This is a genomic window from Peribacillus sp. TE19612, from assembly GCF_056279465.1.
On the sequence record NZ_JBWCCL010000013.1, the window covers coordinates 98,794 to 117,383 of the forward strand.

General features: G+C 41.9%; 21 protein-coding genes and 1 pseudogene. 15 read left to right on the top strand and 7 right to left on the bottom strand.

Annotation, left to right across the window (positions count from 1 at the left end; genetic code table 11):
* Entirely contained in the window at positions 1-1,212 is a 1,212-nt protein-coding gene (locus ACZ9AO_RS21135) for a hypothetical protein (RefSeq protein WP_476110235.1), read from the top strand.
* A 67-nt stretch (positions 1,213-1,279) separates the two neighbouring features.
* Here ACZ9AO_RS21135 and ACZ9AO_RS21140 read toward each other — a convergent pair whose 3' ends face one another.
* Both ACZ9AO_RS21140 and ACZ9AO_RS21145 read right to left on the bottom strand, forming a co-directional pair.
* On the bottom strand, positions 1,280-2,479 hold the full coding sequence (locus ACZ9AO_RS21140) for an MFS transporter (RefSeq protein ID WP_253512716.1): 1,200 nt from the start codon (positions 2,477-2,479) through the stop codon (positions 1,280-1,282).
* A gap of 12 nt (positions 2,480-2,491) precedes the next feature.
* Positions 2,492-2,911, bottom strand: a complete 420-nt coding sequence (locus ACZ9AO_RS21145) for a MarR family winged helix-turn-helix transcriptional regulator (RefSeq protein WP_476110314.1) — start codon at positions 2,909-2,911, stop codon at positions 2,492-2,494.
* Positions 2,912-3,076: 165 nt separating this feature from the next.
* Here ACZ9AO_RS21145 and ACZ9AO_RS21150 point away from each other — a divergent pair, with 165 nt between their 5' ends.
* Positions 3,077-3,253 (top strand): hypothetical protein, encoded by a 177-nt coding sequence (locus ACZ9AO_RS21150; protein ID WP_476110237.1) that lies wholly within the window; start codon positions 3,077-3,079, stop codon positions 3,251-3,253.
* 350 nt (positions 3,254-3,603) lie between these two features.
* Positions 3,604-3,705: pseudogene (locus ACZ9AO_RS21155) on the top strand (VOC family protein); the annotation flags it as partial.
* Here the strand turns inward: ACZ9AO_RS21155 and ACZ9AO_RS21160 are convergent.
* Complete coding sequence (locus ACZ9AO_RS21160) at positions 3,702-4,346, bottom strand: DUF6944 family repetitive protein (protein WP_048686654.1); 645 nt, start codon at positions 4,344-4,346, stop codon at positions 3,702-3,704. The pseudogene ACZ9AO_RS21155 and the gene ACZ9AO_RS21160 overlap by 4 nt on opposite strands.
* A gap of 135 nt (positions 4,347-4,481) precedes the next feature.
* Between ACZ9AO_RS21160 and ACZ9AO_RS21165 the strand changes: the two genes are divergently transcribed.
* The 12 genes from ACZ9AO_RS21165 to ACZ9AO_RS21220 all read left to right on the top strand — a co-directional run bounded on the left by ACZ9AO_RS21165 (position 4,482) and on the right by ACZ9AO_RS21220 (position 16,138).
* Positions 4,482-4,964, top strand: coding sequence for a DUF4306 domain-containing protein (locus ACZ9AO_RS21165; protein WP_476110239.1), 483 nt, complete (start codon positions 4,482-4,484; stop codon positions 4,962-4,964).
* Positions 4,965-5,179: 215 nt separating this feature from the next.
* The gene (locus tag ACZ9AO_RS21170; RefSeq protein ID WP_053536578.1) at positions 5,180-5,827 is read left to right on the top strand and encodes a pentapeptide repeat-containing protein; all 648 of its coding nucleotides are present in this window, start codon (positions 5,180-5,182) and stop codon (positions 5,825-5,827) included.
* 173 nt (positions 5,828-6,000) lie between these two features.
* Positions 6,001-6,687 (top strand): VOC family protein, encoded by a 687-nt coding sequence (locus ACZ9AO_RS21175; protein ID WP_476110242.1) that lies wholly within the window; start codon positions 6,001-6,003, stop codon positions 6,685-6,687.
* Positions 6,688-6,824: 137 nt separating this feature from the next.
* The gene (plsY, locus tag ACZ9AO_RS21180; protein WP_476110244.1) at positions 6,825-7,409 is read left to right on the top strand and encodes a glycerol-3-phosphate 1-O-acyltransferase PlsY; all 585 of its coding nucleotides are present in this window, start codon (positions 6,825-6,827) and stop codon (positions 7,407-7,409) included.
* A gap of 84 nt (positions 7,410-7,493) precedes the next feature.
* On the top strand, positions 7,494-8,774 hold the full coding sequence (locus ACZ9AO_RS21185; RefSeq protein ID WP_476110246.1) for a family 8 glycosyl hydrolase: 1,281 nt from the start codon (positions 7,494-7,496) through the stop codon (positions 8,772-8,774).
* 45 nt (positions 8,775-8,819) lie between these two features.
* Entirely contained in the window at positions 8,820-9,215 is a 396-nt protein-coding gene (locus ACZ9AO_RS21190) for a VOC family protein (protein ID WP_476110248.1), read from the top strand.
* 873 nt (positions 9,216-10,088) lie between these two features.
* Entirely contained in the window at positions 10,089-10,289 is a 201-nt protein-coding gene (locus tag ACZ9AO_RS21195; protein ID WP_063595989.1) for a DUF3311 domain-containing protein, read from the top strand.
* A complete protein-coding gene (locus tag ACZ9AO_RS21200; protein WP_476110250.1) occupies positions 10,286-11,761 on the top strand; it encodes a sodium:solute symporter family protein in 1,476 nt (491 codons plus the stop codon). The genes ACZ9AO_RS21195 and ACZ9AO_RS21200 overlap by 4 nt, the downstream gene beginning before the upstream one ends.
* Positions 11,762-11,795: 34 nt before the next feature.
* Positions 11,796-12,044 (top strand): hypothetical protein, encoded by a 249-nt coding sequence (locus ACZ9AO_RS21205; protein WP_476110252.1) that lies wholly within the window; start codon positions 11,796-11,798, stop codon positions 12,042-12,044.
* A 205-nt stretch (positions 12,045-12,249) separates the two neighbouring features.
* Positions 12,250-12,612: a thioredoxin family protein gene (locus tag ACZ9AO_RS21210; RefSeq protein WP_373689809.1), complete on the top strand. Its 363-nt coding sequence runs from the start codon at positions 12,250-12,252 to the stop codon at positions 12,610-12,612.
* 167 nt (positions 12,613-12,779) lie between these two features.
* A complete protein-coding gene (locus ACZ9AO_RS21215) occupies positions 12,780-13,286 on the top strand; it encodes an RrF2 family transcriptional regulator (RefSeq protein WP_034310735.1) in 507 nt (168 codons plus the stop codon).
* Between the two features lie 2 nt (positions 13,287-13,288).
* Positions 13,289-16,138, top strand: a complete 2,850-nt coding sequence (locus ACZ9AO_RS21220) for a YhgE/Pip family protein (protein ID WP_476110316.1) — start codon at positions 13,289-13,291, stop codon at positions 16,136-16,138.
* 38 nt (positions 16,139-16,176) lie between these two features.
* On the opposite strand, the gene ACZ9AO_RS21225 is transcribed toward ACZ9AO_RS21220, so the two are convergent.
* The 4 genes from ACZ9AO_RS21225 to ACZ9AO_RS21240 form a co-directional block, all read right to left on the bottom strand.
* Positions 16,177-16,548 carry an ArsR/SmtB family transcription factor gene (locus tag ACZ9AO_RS21225; protein WP_048686677.1) on the bottom strand — a complete coding sequence of 124 codons (372 nt, stop codon included), beginning with the start codon at positions 16,546-16,548 and terminating at the stop codon, positions 16,177-16,179.
* Positions 16,549-16,977: an SRPBCC family protein gene (locus ACZ9AO_RS21230; protein WP_476110318.1), complete on the bottom strand. Its 429-nt coding sequence runs from the start codon at positions 16,975-16,977 to the stop codon at positions 16,549-16,551. It abuts the gene before it with no gap.
* Positions 16,978-17,096: 119 nt separating this feature from the next.
* On the bottom strand, positions 17,097-17,540 hold the full coding sequence (locus tag ACZ9AO_RS21235; RefSeq protein ID WP_063595995.1) for a DUF6376 family protein: 444 nt from the start codon (positions 17,538-17,540) through the stop codon (positions 17,097-17,099).
* A gap of 34 nt (positions 17,541-17,574) precedes the next feature.
* A complete protein-coding gene (locus ACZ9AO_RS21240) occupies positions 17,575-18,180 on the bottom strand; it encodes a protein kinase family protein (protein ID WP_476110255.1) in 606 nt (201 codons plus the stop codon).
* Positions 18,181-18,590 lie beyond the last annotated feature (410 nt).

Here is an 18,590-nt window from a genome sequence, read left to right on the forward strand (position 1 = left end):
GTGAAACGTTATTTATGCAGTATCATTATTGGAATGGTTGTCATCTTAAGCATCGGGACCTATTATGTCAAAGTAGCTTCCTCCGCTTCCAGCCTTCCAAAGTATACGTTCAAGACACTGGAAGGCAGCGATAACGAGCTTGATCCGGTGATCATAAATGCTTCGCTTCAAAATGGCAGTAATTTTTACGAACCATTAACAATTGAATCCAATACAACGACATATGCCAGCGAAAGGTCTTACTTGGAGAACTTAACTGGAAGACAAGATCATCTAATTGAAAGATTGGTAAAAGAACATCGTTCATTTATGCGTGGTAAGGATTCCATTAGTTCTTTATATGAAGACGATGATTTTCTTGCTTACGCTAGGGTGAATAGCGATATTACGAATAACGGGAAGATGGAAGCAAAGTTTGATATCGGTTTACTGGAGAAGAAGGATGAAGAGGAAACTTCTTTCCAAATTGAACTTCCGAATCAAGGGAGAATCATGAATATTGATGTCAGGGATGTGCAATTGGTCCATTCAAAACTACAGGTTTTAACGATGAATGATGTGAATTCCAACAATGAGAAGCAAACGAAAGAAGTTCATCTGTATACGATCGATGTAGCCAATAAAAAAGTCTTGAGCGATAAAACCCTTGTATCTGAAACCTTTACTGACCCAGAACAAGTTGATTTTCAGATGCCAATCGATCTTGCTCCCTCCCAGCCAAACAACATGGTATTCATTTCGTTAATTAAAGGGGTAAATCATGATGATGGCTTTGAGGAAAAACTAAAGGAAAGCAAGCTTTTATCTTATAATTATGAAACGGAAAAAGTAGAAACGGTTAAAAAAGGATCACTTAGCCTGGACATGGCTAGATCAGGATATACAGACGGAAAAAACCTTTATACAGTTGAAATGAAATCAGGTAAATATCGCATTAATACGTTTGACCTCAGCAGTCAAACGTTAACGAATGACACCGAGCTGGATATAGCTGCTAATAAAGAAGAGCAATATACCGCTGCCTTTAAGAACGGGCGTGTGTACTTCCTATTGAACGGAATGAATCAGGATGGCTTATTAACATACAAGCCTGCCAAACTTCTGATTGCAGATATAAAGACTGGAAAGACTATATATAAAGGTGAAACAGTCATAAATAAAAAGAACAGCAAAAGTTTTGAACTTTATATCGATGACCTGGAAATAAAATAAGGACCTACTATAGCTAGAAGCTGTTAAATGAAAAGGGATATCCTCCAATGGGATATCCCTTTTTCATTTAAATGGAAGCCAAGTTCGTTCTGGCTGTACGTTCCTTCTTGCCGTGCAAGAAGTAGTAAAGGACGGAGGTTAAGATGACCAAAACGCCCAAGATGACATAAAGTGTGCTGTAACCTGTTACCGGAATAATGAATCCCAGAATATAAGGGCCGAAGCCAAGTCCTGCATCAAGCATGATAAAGAAGGTGGACGTTGCCATCCCCATTCGGTGAGGCGGTGTCAGTTTAACGGCAATCGCCTGTGAGCTTGATTGCATATTACCGAATCCGAGGCCAATGAGGAAACCAGCTGCCAGTAAAGTGAAACTATTGGTTGTCATACTTAGAAGCAGCAAGCCTACTCCAAAAATAATGAAAGCCGGATACATAATGAAGTTCGATCCTTTCCGGTCCATCAATGGTCCTGAGAAAGGACGTGATAACAATACGGCTACTGCGTACACTACAAAGAAGAAGCTTGCCGTATTGACCAGATTGATTTCAATGGCATAGAAACTGATGAAAGAAAGGACACTGGAATAACAGAAAGCCAATAACAGAGTGATGATGGAAATGGGCAGTGCCTTAGGTTCAATGAAATTGGAAAGCTTGAATCCTTTGCTTTCCGTAACTTTTGCCGTCACTTTCAATGCCGGGACATACAGGAAGAATGCTGTAATAAGGGAGATCACACCTAAAGCCAGGCAGAAACTGAAAATGACTTGGAAGCTTGTATTTTGAGCCATGAACAGACCGATGAAAGGACCGATAGCCGTCGCAAGTGTTGCGCTCATGCTGTAATAGCCGATGCCTTCACCCTTTCGTGTCGGCGGAATGATCTGCGCGACGATCGTACCTGTCGCAGTACTTGCCATCCCCATTGCCATCCCATGGATCAGGCGGTTAACAAGCAGGAAGCCGATTCCAAGGTCCACAAAATAAAGAAGTGTTGTCAAAGTGAAAAAGATCAAACCTATGAATAATGTTTTCTTGCGGCCGATTGAATCAATGAAACGGCCGATGAACAGACGTCCGATCAACGTCCCGATAATAAAAATCCCCGATATGAGTCCGGCTTCGCTTGTAGAAGCATCCAATTCATTAACAGCATAGATGGCAAGTGTCACCATCAGTAAATAAAAGATTAATGTTATGAAAAAATTGATGGACGAAACGATGACAAAGTCCTTCGTCCACAGTCTGGTTCTGGATTGATCCATGTTATTATCTCCTTACTTTATAATGTTATTTCTAATTTCGCCCATGATGCGTATGGCAGCGAGTTGTTCCTCTTCCGTGATCCCTTTCAAGATTTCCTGTTCATATTGATCGATTGTCACGCGGACTTCGCTGTAGACCTTATTGCCAAGCTCCGTAAGCCGCATCCTTTTCTCGCGTTTATCTTTGCTTGGCACATGCTCGACATACCCCAGCTCTTCCAAGCGGGCAATGGTCCTCGTAATCGTGGGTTTCTCCACGCTTTGGTAATTGGCAAGCTCTACAAGCGTCGCCGAACCATAATTGTTCAAGTAATACAAAATGGACCATTGCGCCCTGTGTAAATCATGCTTGTTCAGCTGGATATTAAGATTATTTTCAAACGGCCGGTACAGCAGCAATAATTGCTGAAAGAATTTTTGGAAAGTCTTTATCAGAAACACCTCTTATCAATATATAGTTATCGTGAGTAATTGTTACCCTGAGTAACTATAATACCAAAATAAATCCATTCTGTCCACTCGGATTTGTATTGTTTAGTTAAATCAGGTTTTTAGTTAAAATGAATGGGAATATAGGAATAGGAGATGATGTGAAGCATGAATAAATCTATGATTGCGTTAATTGCCGCAGCAACAATGCTAACTGCTTGCAATAATGACAAAGCGGATGAAAACGGGGGGAAATCTGTCCAAACAACCGATGAAAATCAAACCCAAACTGAAAATGAACAACAAAAAACAACCCTCGAAAACAGAAACTCAAACAAGTCCTAAACATGAGAAGTGGTCTTCTTTGCCCTAATATGACAAAATCATCGAGCAAATCGGCAACGAAGACTATACTTTCAATAAGGAAACGGATAACGATGGTAAGCGAGTATTCCTTATTGAATTGAACGGTGAAAAACAATATAAAACCGTTTTCGTCAAAAATACCAATCGCCTGAAAATTATCAAAATAAATGGCGGCGGAGAGATTTATAACGGAATCATAAAATAAGTGGACCTGCGCTTAAACGTTGGTTTTGATAAAGGGGGCGGGGAAATGGCTGCATTACCTCTCGTAGGGGGAGTGGCCGGTCCGGCAACAGGTTGGCGAGATCGCCAGAAAGTTATAGGGTACCATCCTTTATGCCGACAAGCATCCTTTTGCCGGCGGGAAGGATCATTATGCGGTATATTTCGAAGATCCCGATCGGATGAAGGTCGAACTCGTGGCCCCTTAGCGATAGTTGGCATAGCTATAATGGCGGTTATGTCCATCTTTCCCTTTCTCAGGTTCGGGTTCTGGGTCAAGTGAAAAGGCCTCGATCAATATAAATGCACCGAAAACTTGGGTCCAGCTGCCTAGTAAAAGAATATGTTCTCCCAACCGTACTTTTTCATTTAAAATGAAAATATTTCCCACGGATTCCAAAAATGATCCGGCTGAAATGAGGCCATTCCCCTTGATCTCAAAAGAGCGTGAAATGGTCTCCTCAGTCAGCGATGCCCCGAATGCTTCAATAGCTGCGCCCAGGCCTTGGATTCCACTGCCGATTGCATCGGTTCTAATGCCCTCCTCCACTGAACCACTCAACTGCATACCTATTCCAACTGCATCTGCGATATTGCCAATGGCCTCAAGCCAAGAACCGAATATGAAATAGGTTTCCGTACGTTCATTTTCCGGATTCAGCATTTTCGAACGGCCGATTGCTTGCAGCGAATTTCCAACGGCTTCAATGCCATTCCCTTTGAGGACGAGATCTTTTCCGAGGTCAGTGCTCGTTAAAGTTTGCCGGGTTTGCCCGATTGCACCTACAAGTGTACCGATGCCGAGTAACCATGCTCCTGAAATAAGGAGGTCATCTCCATGAGTGATCATATCTCAAACGCTCCTTAAAAGTGGTTAGATTATATTATTCAGGAAACAGTGTTTGTTTACATATTGCTTTATCACTTTGGGCTCCTATTGAAAATCACCCATTTATTGGTATAATGACAGCTGGAGGAGATGATATTGACTTTTAACCATTTTTTGCAAATGATTATCGCTGCACTTTTCTTTATGGTTTTTACGTTTTGTACCTGGTATGAAGGAAGCGAAATTGTGGATAAACCTTGGGAATGGAAGTATTCCACGCTTTTCACACACGTAAATGATGAACAGGCGATAGATGCAGTTGATATATCGAATTTCGATCATTTCGTGTATGCCGCAAAATTCAAACCGTTATTTCCATTTCTTATGGTCCTAGCCGCATCGTACATCATCATACTTTCGGGATATATCCTGTTCAAAAGAAGGATTAAAAAAATGGCCCTATTCTTGTTGGGATTTGGTGTCCTTTTTCTGTTTTCAAGTGGTTTTGTATCCCATTCCCCGACTGTTGGAGGAAATATCTTTCAAGCATTTTTTCTGATAGGCGGAATGATAGCGATAATGGCTGCAGCTCTATATTATTACCGGATTCCAAGAGGATTCAATACTTTCTTGAAGTAAGCAAGCTGCCGATGAGGCAGCTTATTTTGTGCAAAATGTTGACACAAAATAACGAAAAATAATAGTCATTTTCGCGAAATTCTTAGATTGAACTTCACTGTAATGTAGTTTATAGTTAAGTCGAAATTTAGTAGACCAGTTGCTATATTACCGGCGATGAAACCCTATCGATTGGATAATCCAGTGAATGAAGAATAAAGCGAAAAGGTGATAATATGTCAGGCAAAATCAAAATTGAACAGCCAAAAATTCCCCAAGACCTAACACAAGCGAACTTTCAGGAAATATATTATCAAGATGAGCCTTATCTTGAGTCCCGTATCATAACCAACTGCACGATCGATAGAGAAAAAATGGACAAAATCGTATTATCCCAGATTATTTTTAAAAATGTGACATTCAGTGATGTATCATTCAGGAATATCGAGCTGACGGATGTCATCTTTGATCATTGCGATTTAACGAATGCCGATTTCATGGGCGGCTCGATTCATCGTGTGGAATTCAAAGAGTCCAAACTTTTAGGCATTAACCTGTCTGACGCAAGCTTGGGGAATGTCTTCTTTGAGAATTGCAACCTGAATTTAAGTGCTTTTGGTTATTCCAGTTTAAAGCAAGTGAGGTTCGATCATTGCTCATTGGAAAGTGCTGACTATTATGAGTGTAAATTCATTAAAGTGAAGTTCGAAACATGCAGATTAAATGAAGTGAACTTTTCCCGGACACCGCTCAAGGGAATTGATATTAGCAGTTCTACATTTCAAAGGATTACCGTATCCCCGGAAGATTTAAAAGGCTGCGAAGTTTCCCCGGACCAAGCGATAGTCTTTGCAGCCATGCTTGGACTGAAAATTAAAGAGTGAACCTTTCAATAAGGCTGAAACGAGGGACCACCGAATTTGGCGGTCCTTTTTGAGTTATTTGTAGTGAAAATAGGCACAGGGAATAGAATTATATAGATTTTGAAAAGTACGGAATCTTTGCACAAATGCAGTATTTCTTTACAATATTTGTTAAGTGGAAGGGAGATTGGATGTTGAATATCAATAAGGTCACTTTGTATAGTCATGCCTGGAATGAAATGCGGAATTTTTATGTTGATGTGTTAGGATTTGAGCTACTATCGCAAAAGGTTGATGGTTTTGAAATTAAGGCAGGGGAAAGTGTACTTGAAATCAAAAAATATCATCACAAAGAAAAGCCTTTTTACCATTTTGCCATGAACATTCCGACCAATTTATTTGCTTCGGCAAAAGCATGGGCGAAATCAAAAGTGGAATTGACCAGGGAAGAGGATGATGACGAAGTTTATTTCAGCTTTTTAGACGCACAGTCTTTTTATTTTTTAGACCCTTCAGGCAACATTGTCGAGTTCATATCGAGATATTCCGTATCGCCCGAATCCGGGACTGAGTCTTTTTCGGCTCAAAGCGTCCTGTGCATCAGTGAAATAAACATTACGACAGATGAAGTCAGGGCTTTGGGAAATCGGTTGATCAGCAATGGTGTGCCTGTAAGGAATGGTGAAGCGATAAGAGAAGATGGATTGAATTTCATGGGTGAACATGAAGCAGGTTCGTTTTTACTTTTAGGTCCAAGGAAACGGCGTTGGATTTTCTCGGATAAAGAGTCGGAAACCTTTCCGCTTTCGCTAGTCATAAATCAGCATCTATATATTTCATTGGATGGCGAAGGATGTATGGAATTGAAAAAGGTGGAATGATGTAGATTTATATTTTGGCAATCAAGCAGAAGCAGGGCTGCCTGTCATTGATGCATTTCCTATGATGGTTTTGTCTTCGGGATTGTAAAAGAATGAATAAAGAATAATCTCCAATAATAACAAGAAGAAGGTAATTTATGCTTAACATGATAATTCTCCTATTAAGTTACTTAATAGGTTCCATCCCATTTGCTTTGGTCATCGGGAAATCGTTTTACAATACCGATATCCGAGGATACGGGAGTGGAAATCTTGGCGCAACTAATAGTTTTAGGATATTGGGCAAGACAGCAGGGACGATTGTAGCATTTGCTGATTTATTGAAAGGTATCGTAGCCTGCGTACTCCCGATGACGCTGTATTCGAACGTTTCCCCTGCACTATGCGGCTTACTTGCGATAATTGGCCACGCCTTTCCTGTTTTCGCGGGATTTAAAGGGGGAAAGGCCGTGGCAACATCGGCGGGAGTGTTTTTATTTTTAGCTCCATTAGGTACATTCATTGCTTGCATGGTATTTCTCATTAGTTTGCTATCTTCAAAATATGTATCTCTCAGTTCGATGCTGGGGAGCATTTCCATATTGATATACAGCTTATTTTTTGAAGGCAGGCTCATCATTGCACTCTCATCATTTATTTGTTTATTCGTCCTCATTTTGCATCGGGAAAATATAAAGAGAATATGGAAGGGCTCGGAAGCAAAAGTGGGCAGGACCTTTTGATAGCAGAAATGAATTACATACAAATTTTTATGGTTCGCTCAATATTCTAAGTGAATACTGCATCATAACCCAAGGAGCAAAGCTATGAAAAAAAGAAGTTTATTGATAGCGGTGGTGGGCGTGATCGTTTTTGGGATCATTGCCTCGATAGCATTTGTTTCTCAAACCAAAAAGAAAGAGATTGCCGGTAAAAGGGCATTTCCCCAGCATACAGTCTATCAAGCGGGGACGATAAAACCTGACAATCTGTCACAGGAGGAAATGGATGCTGCCGTGGCGAATTTTTATGAAACCTGGAAAAATGAATACCTTAAGCAGCCTGCCGATAAAAATGATGAATATTATATTTTTTATAATGATAAAGGATATGCTGAGCCCAAGAATGCAGTGACCGTTTCTGAAGCGCATGGTTATGGGATGATGATAACGGCAATCATGGCAGGCAGCCAGGATAAGCAGTACTTCGATGGGCTTTACCGTTTTTATAAAGCGCATGGAAGTGATAATGACCCTACATTAATGGCATGGCAGCAAGTAAAGGATAAATCGGGTAAAATCATCAATATGCCAGGGGATGCCGATTCAGCAACTGATGGCGATATGGATATCGCCTATTCATTATTATTGGCACACCGCCAGTGGGGAAGTGAAGGGGCAATCGACTATCTTTCGAGTGCAAAGGACATCATTGATGCGATCATGTCGAATGAAATAAATCGGTCGCAGTCCCTTGTTAAACTAGGGGACTGGGCGGAAGATGAAGATGACATATACGGACAATCGACTCGTTCCTCTGACCTTCTTCTTAATCATTTTAAGACATTTGAGGCGGCGACTGGTAATGATGAATGGATAGATGTAAGAGATAAGGCGTATAAGGTCATTCAATCTATTTATAAGGAGAAAAGCGGCAATACGGGGCTCATCCCGGACTTCATTGTACAATCCAAGGGAGAATATCACCCGGCAGAAGCGGGCTTTTTAGAAGGGGAGAATGACGGCAATTATAGCTGGAACAGCAGCAGGACCCCTTGGCGCTATACGCTCGATTACTTACTGACTGGTGATGAAAGAGCGCTGCCGCAATTAAAGAAGATGAATGATTGGATTAAAGCGGAAACGGATGGCAACCCTGAAAATATCCAATCCGGTTATACGCTAAGCGGAAAAGCCGTGGAAGAAGGTAATAGTACAAGCTTCGTCGCTCCATTCATGGTGAGTGCCATGGTTGATTCCTCCAACCAGCAATGGATTAATCGCTTATGGAATCGGACGATACAGGAACAAGATGATGATGACTATTTTGCCAATACGATAAAATTACAGACAATGATCGTGGTTTCAGGTAACTGGTGGGCGCCATGATTCAATGGAAGAAACTAAGTAAAGGTGAAAAGGAGTTTGATGAGAATGATGAAGGTCACACCTTTCTTGATGTTCGAAGGGAATGCGGAGGAAGCGATGAATTATTACACATCTTTAATCGGAGGATCGAAAATAACCAGCATTGTTCGGTATGGTGCAAATGAATCTGGTACAGAAGGAAGTGTCATGCAGGCTACCTTTACCTTGAAGGATCAGGAATTTATGTGCATCGATAGCAATGTTAAGCATCAATTTACATTTACACCATCGTTTTCAATATTCCTTACATGTGATAGTGAAGAGGAAATTGACAGGCTTTATTCGAGCTTATCTGATGGCGGACAAGTGATGATGCCATTGGGTGACTATTTCTTTAGTAAGAAGTTCGGCTGGGTATCCGATAAGTTTGGTGTTTCCTGGCAGCTTACTCTACCAATATGAATGAAATGAAAAGGCCACTGGATAGTGGCTTTTTTCTTTTGTTGACCAATGGGGATTCGTAAGTGCCCCCCCGAACCATTAGGCGCGGACGGATCGAAAAAAGTGCGTTAACGAATGAAAAAGCTTAAACAAGACCTGGTTGTAATACATGATTTCCACTCCAGGCACTCGCTTTCCGCGGGCGGTCCGGGAGCCTCCTCGGCGCTCTTTGCGCCTGCGGGGTCTCCCTTGGACACGTTTTTCCCGTAGGAGTCTCGCACCTTCCGTTCCAATCAACTGGAATGTTTTTTTAGAAAAAACTGTAGGCTGGCCTTATCATGAATCTTGATAATGTTTTTTACTGTTTTATGAATCCACCCAATAGATTGAAGAAATTTGCGACACTCCTGCCGAATAACTGGCTAGCCAAGACCCCACAGCCGCTTGCGGTGAGGAGGCTTGGCAGACAGTCGGCGGAAAGGGAGCGGATTTCTGAAATCAACTGAATATTTTTTCAGACTGCAGAGGCCATAGTTCCTTATGAGGGATGAAAAAAATTTTTACTTGTAAAAAAATTTTTACTGATTTATAAGGATTCCCCCCTCAACAGCGCGCCGATTTATCCTCGATAATAAGTTTTGCCCAACCAAATTCCTTGATATCCATCCCATTCACTTTGATTGTTTCTGAAAATTCCAATATTGGCATGCGGATTGCTAGATTAAAAGTAATATCACATTGCTGGGAACGGCAGAAAGGGGGACTATGAAACTGCGGCGGCTCTGCACTTTATCACGAATGCTTCGCAGGTGGTGAATCAACGATATGAAGAAATCAATGTTCGTGTTCCTGCCATTTGATTGGTCAATATCATTAGATTAAGAGGAGAATTTCATGAAACCAATTTATTTTCTTTCTTTAATTCCTGTAATCGCCATACTTGGCGGGCCTTTTTGGGCTAATAGTATCGAACCGTATATTCTTGGCATGCCGCTTTTCTTTTTCTGGAACTTTTCGTGGCTGATCTTTACCGCGTTAGTCGTTTTTATTATTTATATGTTAGATCCCAAGAATAAAGAGAGGGAAGAGAAATGAATAGTGCGATCATCATTATTTTCAGTTTCCTGTTGCTGTCACTTTATTTAGGGATTAGGGCCAGAAAAGGCAAGGATATGGATCTTGAACAGTGGACGGTAGGCGGACGCGGGTTCGGTCCTTTCATCATCATGATTTTGCTGGCGGGAGAGATTTATTCCACCTCCACATTCCTGGGCTCCAGCGGGTGGGCATATGGGATAGGCGGTCCGGCATTGTACGGAACGGCGTTCGCCGCATTGGGCTACCTGTTTTCTTACTGGATTTATCCTGCCATTTGGAGCTACGGAAATGAGCACAAGCTCATTTCACAAGCAGATTTTTATGTTAAAAAGTATAAAAGTCCATTATTGGGGGTATTCGTTTCAATCGTTGGTGTTTTGGCCCTGGTACCATTTTTGGTGCTGCAATTAAAGGGGCTGGGAATCATCGTTTCGACAACTTCCTATGGTTCGATTTCCCCGACGGTTGCCGTTTGGATCGGGGCTGTTTCAGTTACCGTATATGTGATGATTTCAGGTATCCATGGATCGGTTTGGACAGCAGTACTCAAGGACATCATGATCGCATTGGTTGCGCTATTTTTAGGGATTTACATTCCGTTTCATTATTTTGGCGGAATCCAGCCGATGTTCGAAGCCGTCAATGCCGTCAAGCCTGATTTCCTGACACTCCCGGATACGGGGATGAGCGCTTCATGGTTTATATCCACGATCATTTTGACGACATTGGGTTTCTATATGTGGCCGCAAACATTCGGTTCTGCATATACAGCAAAAAGTGCAAAGACATTTCGTAAAAATGCGTTCATCCTTCCGCTTTACGGGGCATTATCGGTCGGTGCAATCTTTGTCGGCTATGCGGCCATCATTAAAGTTCCTGGGTTACAGGGGACGGATATGGACCTTGCGCTATTGAAGCTTTCAATCAGTACATTTGATCCTTGGTTTGTGGGCGTCATCGGGGCAGCGGGTCTATTGACGGCTCTTGTTCCTGGCTCGATGATTTTAATGAGTTCAGCGACGCTGCTGGCCAAAAACGTGTATCAGCATTTTTCTCCTTCCGCCTCGGCCAAACAAATCACGACGATTGCCAAATTGCTCGTCCCTGTTCTTGCCCTTATTGCCGTGTATTTTACTTTGACTGGAGGAAATACGATCGTGGCCCTTTTATTGATGGGATACAGCATGGTGACTCAATTATTCCCATCTTTCATTGCCAGTCTCCTGCAAAAGAACTTCGTGACGAAAGAGGGTGCGTCAGCGGGGATCATTGCCGGTTTAGCTACTGTTGGATATACAACCATAACAAGCGCTACAGTTGGAACGCTTTTCCCGGCACTGCCGCAGTCCATTAAAGGTTTGAACATTGGTCTTGTCGCCCTCCTCATAAATGTGATTGTGATGATTGGAGTCAGCCTTATTGCAAGGAAATTTTCCAAGGACAATAAAGGTGAATTGGAGGCTGCTTGATTATTTGATTTTTAATGAAAAGAGGAGGGGCATGATGTTTGCAAAGGTAAACGGAACAAAAATATATTTCGATGTGGAAGGCGCAGAATTAGTGCCTGAAGGGGATTCATGGAGAAAGAAGCCAGTCTGTTTCGTCATTCATGGCGGACCTGGGGGCGAACACATTGGATTTAAACCGTTCCTGACGCCGCTTTCGGCGTCGATGCAGATTAGTGGCAGGAGGCCGTCACGATTGGATCACTCCTGTAGAGGCATCGATTCTCATCGCCGAAAAGATTCCTGACAGTGAATTGATCATTTTTGAAAAAAGCTGCCACTATCTTTTCATTGATGAAAATTGGAATTCATTTCGAGGATTTCTTCTTTCATAAACGAGAGATTTGGACACAAAGAAAAGCGGAGCATATCCGGGCAAGAGTTAGATACTTTTAGGATAAACCGTTTGTACTGTGAAGGAATTAATTATATATTAATCCTTGAGTACATTAATTCATGGATTAAAGTATGATGATAAGAAAAGCCCGGAGGAGACAATCATGAAAAATATCAATACAGAACAAGAATATCGTGAACAAATCAATCAAGAGGGACTGACGGTCGGGATTTTTACGACTACATGGTGCCCGGACTGCAAACGTTTAGACATGTTCATCGATGAGATCACTCAAGAACATCAAGACAAACAGTGGTTTACAATCGATCGTGACGAGTTCCCTGAGATTTCCGAAGAGCAAACGGTAATGGGAATTCCATCACTTTTAGTATTTAAAAATGGGGAAAAGGTTGCGCACCTGCACAGTGCAAATGCTAAAACTCCAGAGGCGGTCAATGAATTTCTAAATGACCTATAAAAGAAAAGGTGAACCCCATGGTGCTGTAATGAGGGGTTCATCTTTTTTTTAGAAATTTTTTCTAGAAATGACTTGATTTCTAAGGTGAAACGGGTTTTAATTATAGATACCGAATATCCATTATGGATATGTGATATCCATATACATGCTAAAAGAGGTGAAATGATTTGCAATTAACAAAAGGGGTCGAGCAAGCTATATGCATCATCGTTATACTCTCTACCCAGGATAAAAATGTCCCGCTTTCGTCAAATGAGATCAGCAGGCGATTAGAGGTGTCTCCTTCTTATTTGAAAAAAATCATAAGGAAATTGGTCGTAAAGCAGATAATCACTTCCGTTCCTGGTAATAACGGCGGCCTTACTCTTGCCAAAAGTGTAGATAAGATTAAAAACCTTGAAATTATTGAGGCGATGGAAGGTCCCATTTCGATGTTTCCGGATACAGGACTTATAGAAAAAGCGTTTAAAGATGGAGAGTATGCAGAGAAGGGAATGGACGTCCTTCGTCGGATGTTTTCCCGGGCGGATCAACTTTTAATAGAGTTCTTTTCCAGCCAAACAGTGGCGGATTTGCTTAAAGAAAGCTTTGGCACCACGGACATCCCGACTCTTAATTGGAATACCGCGTCATTGAGTGATGTACTGCGTGAAAAGAAAGGTGAAAAGAAGTGAATATGCTTAAACAAGAATGGAAGCTTTTCCTTACAAATCGAAAACTGGTCGGTGTCGCAATCGTTTTACTGTTCGTCCCGATTATTTATGGGGGGTTATTCCTTAGTTCCGCTTGGAATCCATACGGAAATACAGGCAAATTGCCTGTTGCGGTCGTGAATAAGGATGTAAAGGCGGAATATGAGGGGAAAACCTTAACAGTCGGTAATGAGCTAGTCGAGCAATTAAAGGACAATGATGATTTAGAATGGCATTTCGTAACGGAAAAAGCGGCGAAAAAAGGGTTCGATGATGGTACATATTATATGGTCGTCACCATTCCGGAGGACTTTTCAAAAAATGCTTCTACCGTCATGGATGATGAGCCTAAAAAAATGAATCTGACGTATGATGTGAATCCCGGACGCAGTTTCGTTTCTGAAACGGTCGGGAAACAGGCAACGAATAATTTGAAAACGGAAATTGCCGAAAGTGTCACAAAAGAATATGCGGAAGCGATCTTCTCCCAACTGGATGAAATCGGAGAAGGATTCGGCGATGCGGCAGATGGTGCATCAAAGCTGGATGACGGTGCAAAAAAACTGCATGATGGAAACAAAGAAGTGACGGAAAATCTGAATAAGTTAGCTTCGAGCACATTAACTTTTAAAGATGGAGCGAATAAACTCCAAATTGGCGTTGGCGAGTTTATGGAAGGAGCCAACAAGCTTGAAAGTGGCGCGTCGGAATTGAATAAGGGTATTTCACAATATACCTCCGGTGTAGGTCAGTTGCAAAAGGGTGCGAACGAACTCGCATCAGGCACAGGGGAATTAACTAATAACAGTGAAGCACTTATACAAGGTTCTTCCCAGCTTTCCACTGGGCTGGCCAAAGTGGTTCCAGGAGCGCAAACTTTAAATACTGGATTGGCACAAGCGCAAACAGGCAGTGCGAATTTGAATGATGGGTTGAATCAATTATCACAAAATGCAAGCCAGCTGACGGATCAATCGACAGGAATTCCAAAATTGGCAGCAGGTCAGCAGAGTTTAAATGAGGGAATCAATAAACTGGCAGGAGGAAGCCATGCGCTAAATGACGGCCTGAAAAAAATGGATGGCCAATTGCCCGCAGAAGAACAGCTGAATCAGCTTAAGCAAGGACTGACAAGCATTCAAAGCGGTGTAAATCAATTGCAAGAAGCGGTTCCAGCAGGAAGCAGCGCGTCCGGTACCGTATCCGGCATTACCGAAGACCTCAATAACAGTCAAGCGGCGTTAACGGAACTTCAATCAACGATTGCGAATAATGGTCAGAGCACAATCAATGCCGTTCAAAACACGGAAGCCTTCAAAAGCATGACCAGTGAACAGCAATCAGAAGTAATCGGAGCCATTCAAAATGAACTTCAAAGCCAGGCGGAGGCACAAAAACGAATCGCATCGACTCTTGCTGCAAGTGTATCAGACTTATCAACACAATTAACGGATAAGGTAATGCCTGTATTGAATGGATTAGGGCAGCTTCCGGAACAAGTGGCCAATTTAAATAATGCGGTGAATAAAGTCAATCCAAACGCCGTTTCAGCGTTAAACGGATATACGGCAATAAGGAACGCACTGGAAGAACAATTGATTCCTGGTGCGACCCAATTAAATGGCGGCTTGAATGAAGCTGTAGAAGGCAGCAATCAATTAACGGCGGCAACGCAAAGTTTAAATGAACGGACACCAGAATTAGTGAAGGGGATCAACCAGTTAGCACAAGGCGGTTCCTCGTTAAATAATGGCCTTTCAAAACTAACTGAGGGATCTGGTCAGTTGGTTGATGGAGTTTCACAACTGCAAGCAGGTTCATCCTCCTTTGGGAATGGTCTTGAGAAGTACGCATTTGGTGTTAGCCAAGTTGGCGAAGGGGTAAGTAAACTGGCTAGCGGGGCCAATCAACTGGATGCCAACTCAGCGGCCTTGAACGAGGGCTCATCAGCACTTGTTAAAGGCACTGAACAATTGGCAGGCAATCTGCCTACTTTGAGCAATGGGGTCATCCAGCTTGCTGATGGCGCGGGTAAGATCAATGAAGGTTCATCAGCCCTTGCTGAAGGTTCCGGTAAATTGGGTGAGGGAATCTCCTCACTTCAAGATGGGTCGGTCGAGCTTTCGGAAAAACTCAGTGATGGTGCAGAAGAAATTAGTGAAAATAAAACAACCGATGATAATTACAGCATGATTGCTGAACCGACACAGGTCAAAGAACAAAAAAGCAGTGACGTGCCGAATTATGGTCATGCATTGGCTCCTTATGTCTTGTCTCTTGGGTTATTTGTTGGAGCCATTGCCTTCAATATGGGATTCCCGACAGGCTTGCCTTCTATTAGGCCTACATCAGGAGTGGCATGGTGGTTCAGTAAATTTACGGTTCTATTCATCCAAGCGACGCTTTCTGCATTAGTGTTGGATGCGATCATGATTTGGGGAATGGATTTACAGGTCGAGAATATGGGGCAATTCATTGGGGTTTCCATCCTGACTTCCCTTACGTTCATGTTCATCGTTACCTTCTTGACCGTAGGATTTGGAAATCCAGGTCGTTTATTGGCGATGATATTCCTTGTATTACAGCTAGGTGCAAGCGGAGGAATGTTCCCTGTGGAACTGACCAATAACTTCTTCAGTCATGTTCACCCGTTCATTCCGATGACATACTCTGTCATGGGCTTCCGCCAGGCGATGAGTACGAGCCTTGGAGCGGATGCATTGACAGCAAGTATAGTGTTCCTTACTGGATGCATCATTGTCTTTAATCTGCTGCTATTGCTAACGATGGTCATCAAGAAGCGAAAAGCACATAATATTGAGATGAATGCATAAACAAAAACCCCCGGTGCAATGTGCCGGGGGTTTTCTCATTATGATGGTTCATTCGTGTCCTTTTCTTTTTCGATGACTTTCAATCCATTTTCCCCTGAATTTTCAATCACATGTTTAAGGATGGATAATTTGTTATCCCAGAATTGATCGTAAAAAGAGAGCCACTGTTTCAATTCCGCTAAAGGTTCCGGCTGAAGCCGAAAGCGTTTCTCTCTTCCTACCTTCCGGCCACTGACCAATTCAGCTTCAGAAAGGATATGAAGATGCTTGGCAATCGCCGTGCGGCTCATGGAAAAGTGAGAAGTGATTTCTGAAATGGGTAAATCCCCTTCAGCAAGCAATTGCAGGACCTTTCGGCGGGTTGGGTCGGCGATAGCCTGGAATACATCATGTTTTTCTGATGCAGACACTTAGCCCTCAACAGCCTTTTTAAGACCTTGATTAACGATTTGTTCCCAGCCATGATTCATTCTATCGCGAATCACTGAGCTTTTTTCGTTCGGTTTCGTAAGAATCGTATCAGGCTCTTTCCAGCCGCCATGAATAAGGGTGAACTCCGTTTTGCCATCCACTTCTTTTAAAAGGAAGGAAATGAACCAACCGTCCGTATCCCAACTGAATGAAAGGCGATGAGGAGCATCTAACTCCGTTACCTTACAAGGAGATGGGCCGAAGGGTGATTGCACATGGAACTCATGTCCCACTTTCGGTTGAAAATCATTTGGCATGAACCATGAAGCTATGCCCTCTGCAGTGGAAACTGTATCCCAAACTTTTTGGATAGGTGCATCAAGAATAACCGTCTTCTTGATATCCTGTAATGTATTTTCCATACTGATTCTCCTTTGTAATTGAGAATATGGAACCAATTGGTTTTGCTTTGCTGATTATATAAAACCTTTTGGTTTCATGTCAATAATTTGTTTCAAGCGATTCCTTTTTATTCATTGCAGGAGGATTAATTTCCCAACTCTTCGATTTGTTTTGCCAATCCCGTTATATTATCGATTGATTTCATTATCTCTGAATCTTCCAATGCCTTAGGATCAATTTCGCCCTTTTCAATATTATTCAGATATAATTCAATTCCATCTGAAAGCTGTTGATTTGAGCTGACGATCTTCTCATGGATGCCTTCAGCGATTTGGGGTGGTTCAGTTGCATTGAATTCTTCAATCTCCGTTTTCATCAATTCCAGTTCTTTTTCAAGATTTGCTCTTGTTTCGGCATTCGTGATGGCGTCCTGTGACATGGCGGGAACCTCATTGGCAAAATCCTGAACGGTATTTACATACTCCGTCGCATCATCTGCATACTCCAATGATGAATTGACTTCTTCTAAAGCTGAGCATCCGCTTAATGTAAGGATGGACAGCAGAGCAATGGTCATTATTTTTTTCATATGTGCCTCCAATGTGATTTTTTTATAGTAAGGATCAGATGGGCAGAAATCTTTTTTTATAAATTGCTGCAATGGAATTCAGTATGAAGCTGGGAATCTTCTTCGGAAAAAACGACTTCGAATAGAAAAGGTGAAAAGCACTTTTCAAGTCGTGCCACTGATTGCAGGATTTTACTTGCTTAAACCTTGCAACGTCAATGATCTTCACCTTTTTTTCAGAAGTGATGAAGATGTTTCGCAAGTGGATATCCGAAGGATTCAATCCCTCTTTCCTTGCCAATTGCAGCGCATGGTCTATCTCCGCAATGTTTTCTTCCGTAATCGGGATCCCCAATGTTAAACATTCAAAAAGAGTGTTGCCTTCAATGTGATCTATAACCAGGTAATTTACCCCCGCATCATAAAGGGTTGGATAGTATTCGATGGATTGGACGGTTTTGTATATTTCAGCTTCAACTTTAGCTGTGTGAGTATGATCCGGGAAAAACACTTTTAGTGCCTTATTGGTGGAATGTATTCGGAAAACATATGCGCTTCGGCCTTTTCCGATCAGTGATAAAGATGGGTCGGCATCGAGCAATACATGCTTTTTATCATCGGAAATCTTAACGCTTTGAGCTAATTTATTATAGTTCTGCATACTTTTCACCTCTATTGTGCAATTTTTCGAATCAAAAAAGACGGTATAACCGATTATTGGTCATACCGTCTTAAATTAAAAGACCTCACCAAATAATCGGCAAGGTCTTGCAAACAACTAAAATCAGTTGCCAATAAAGCCGAGGATTCAATCCTGTACTGACGACTTTATTGTATAGCTACTCCCCTTAACAGAAGGATTGTTATAAGTTATATACAGTAATTATATAGGTTATTGCCTCGATCCGTCAAATATAAGGATCGTGTGCCTACCCTTTATATATATTCGATTTAGGCAGAAAGATGCTCGTCTCATTAGCAATAATTTGAGTGGTAAGTAATTATATCAATATACTTAATAGTCATCATTTGCTTGTCGCATAAGCTTCATTGCAAATGTTTCTATAAAAT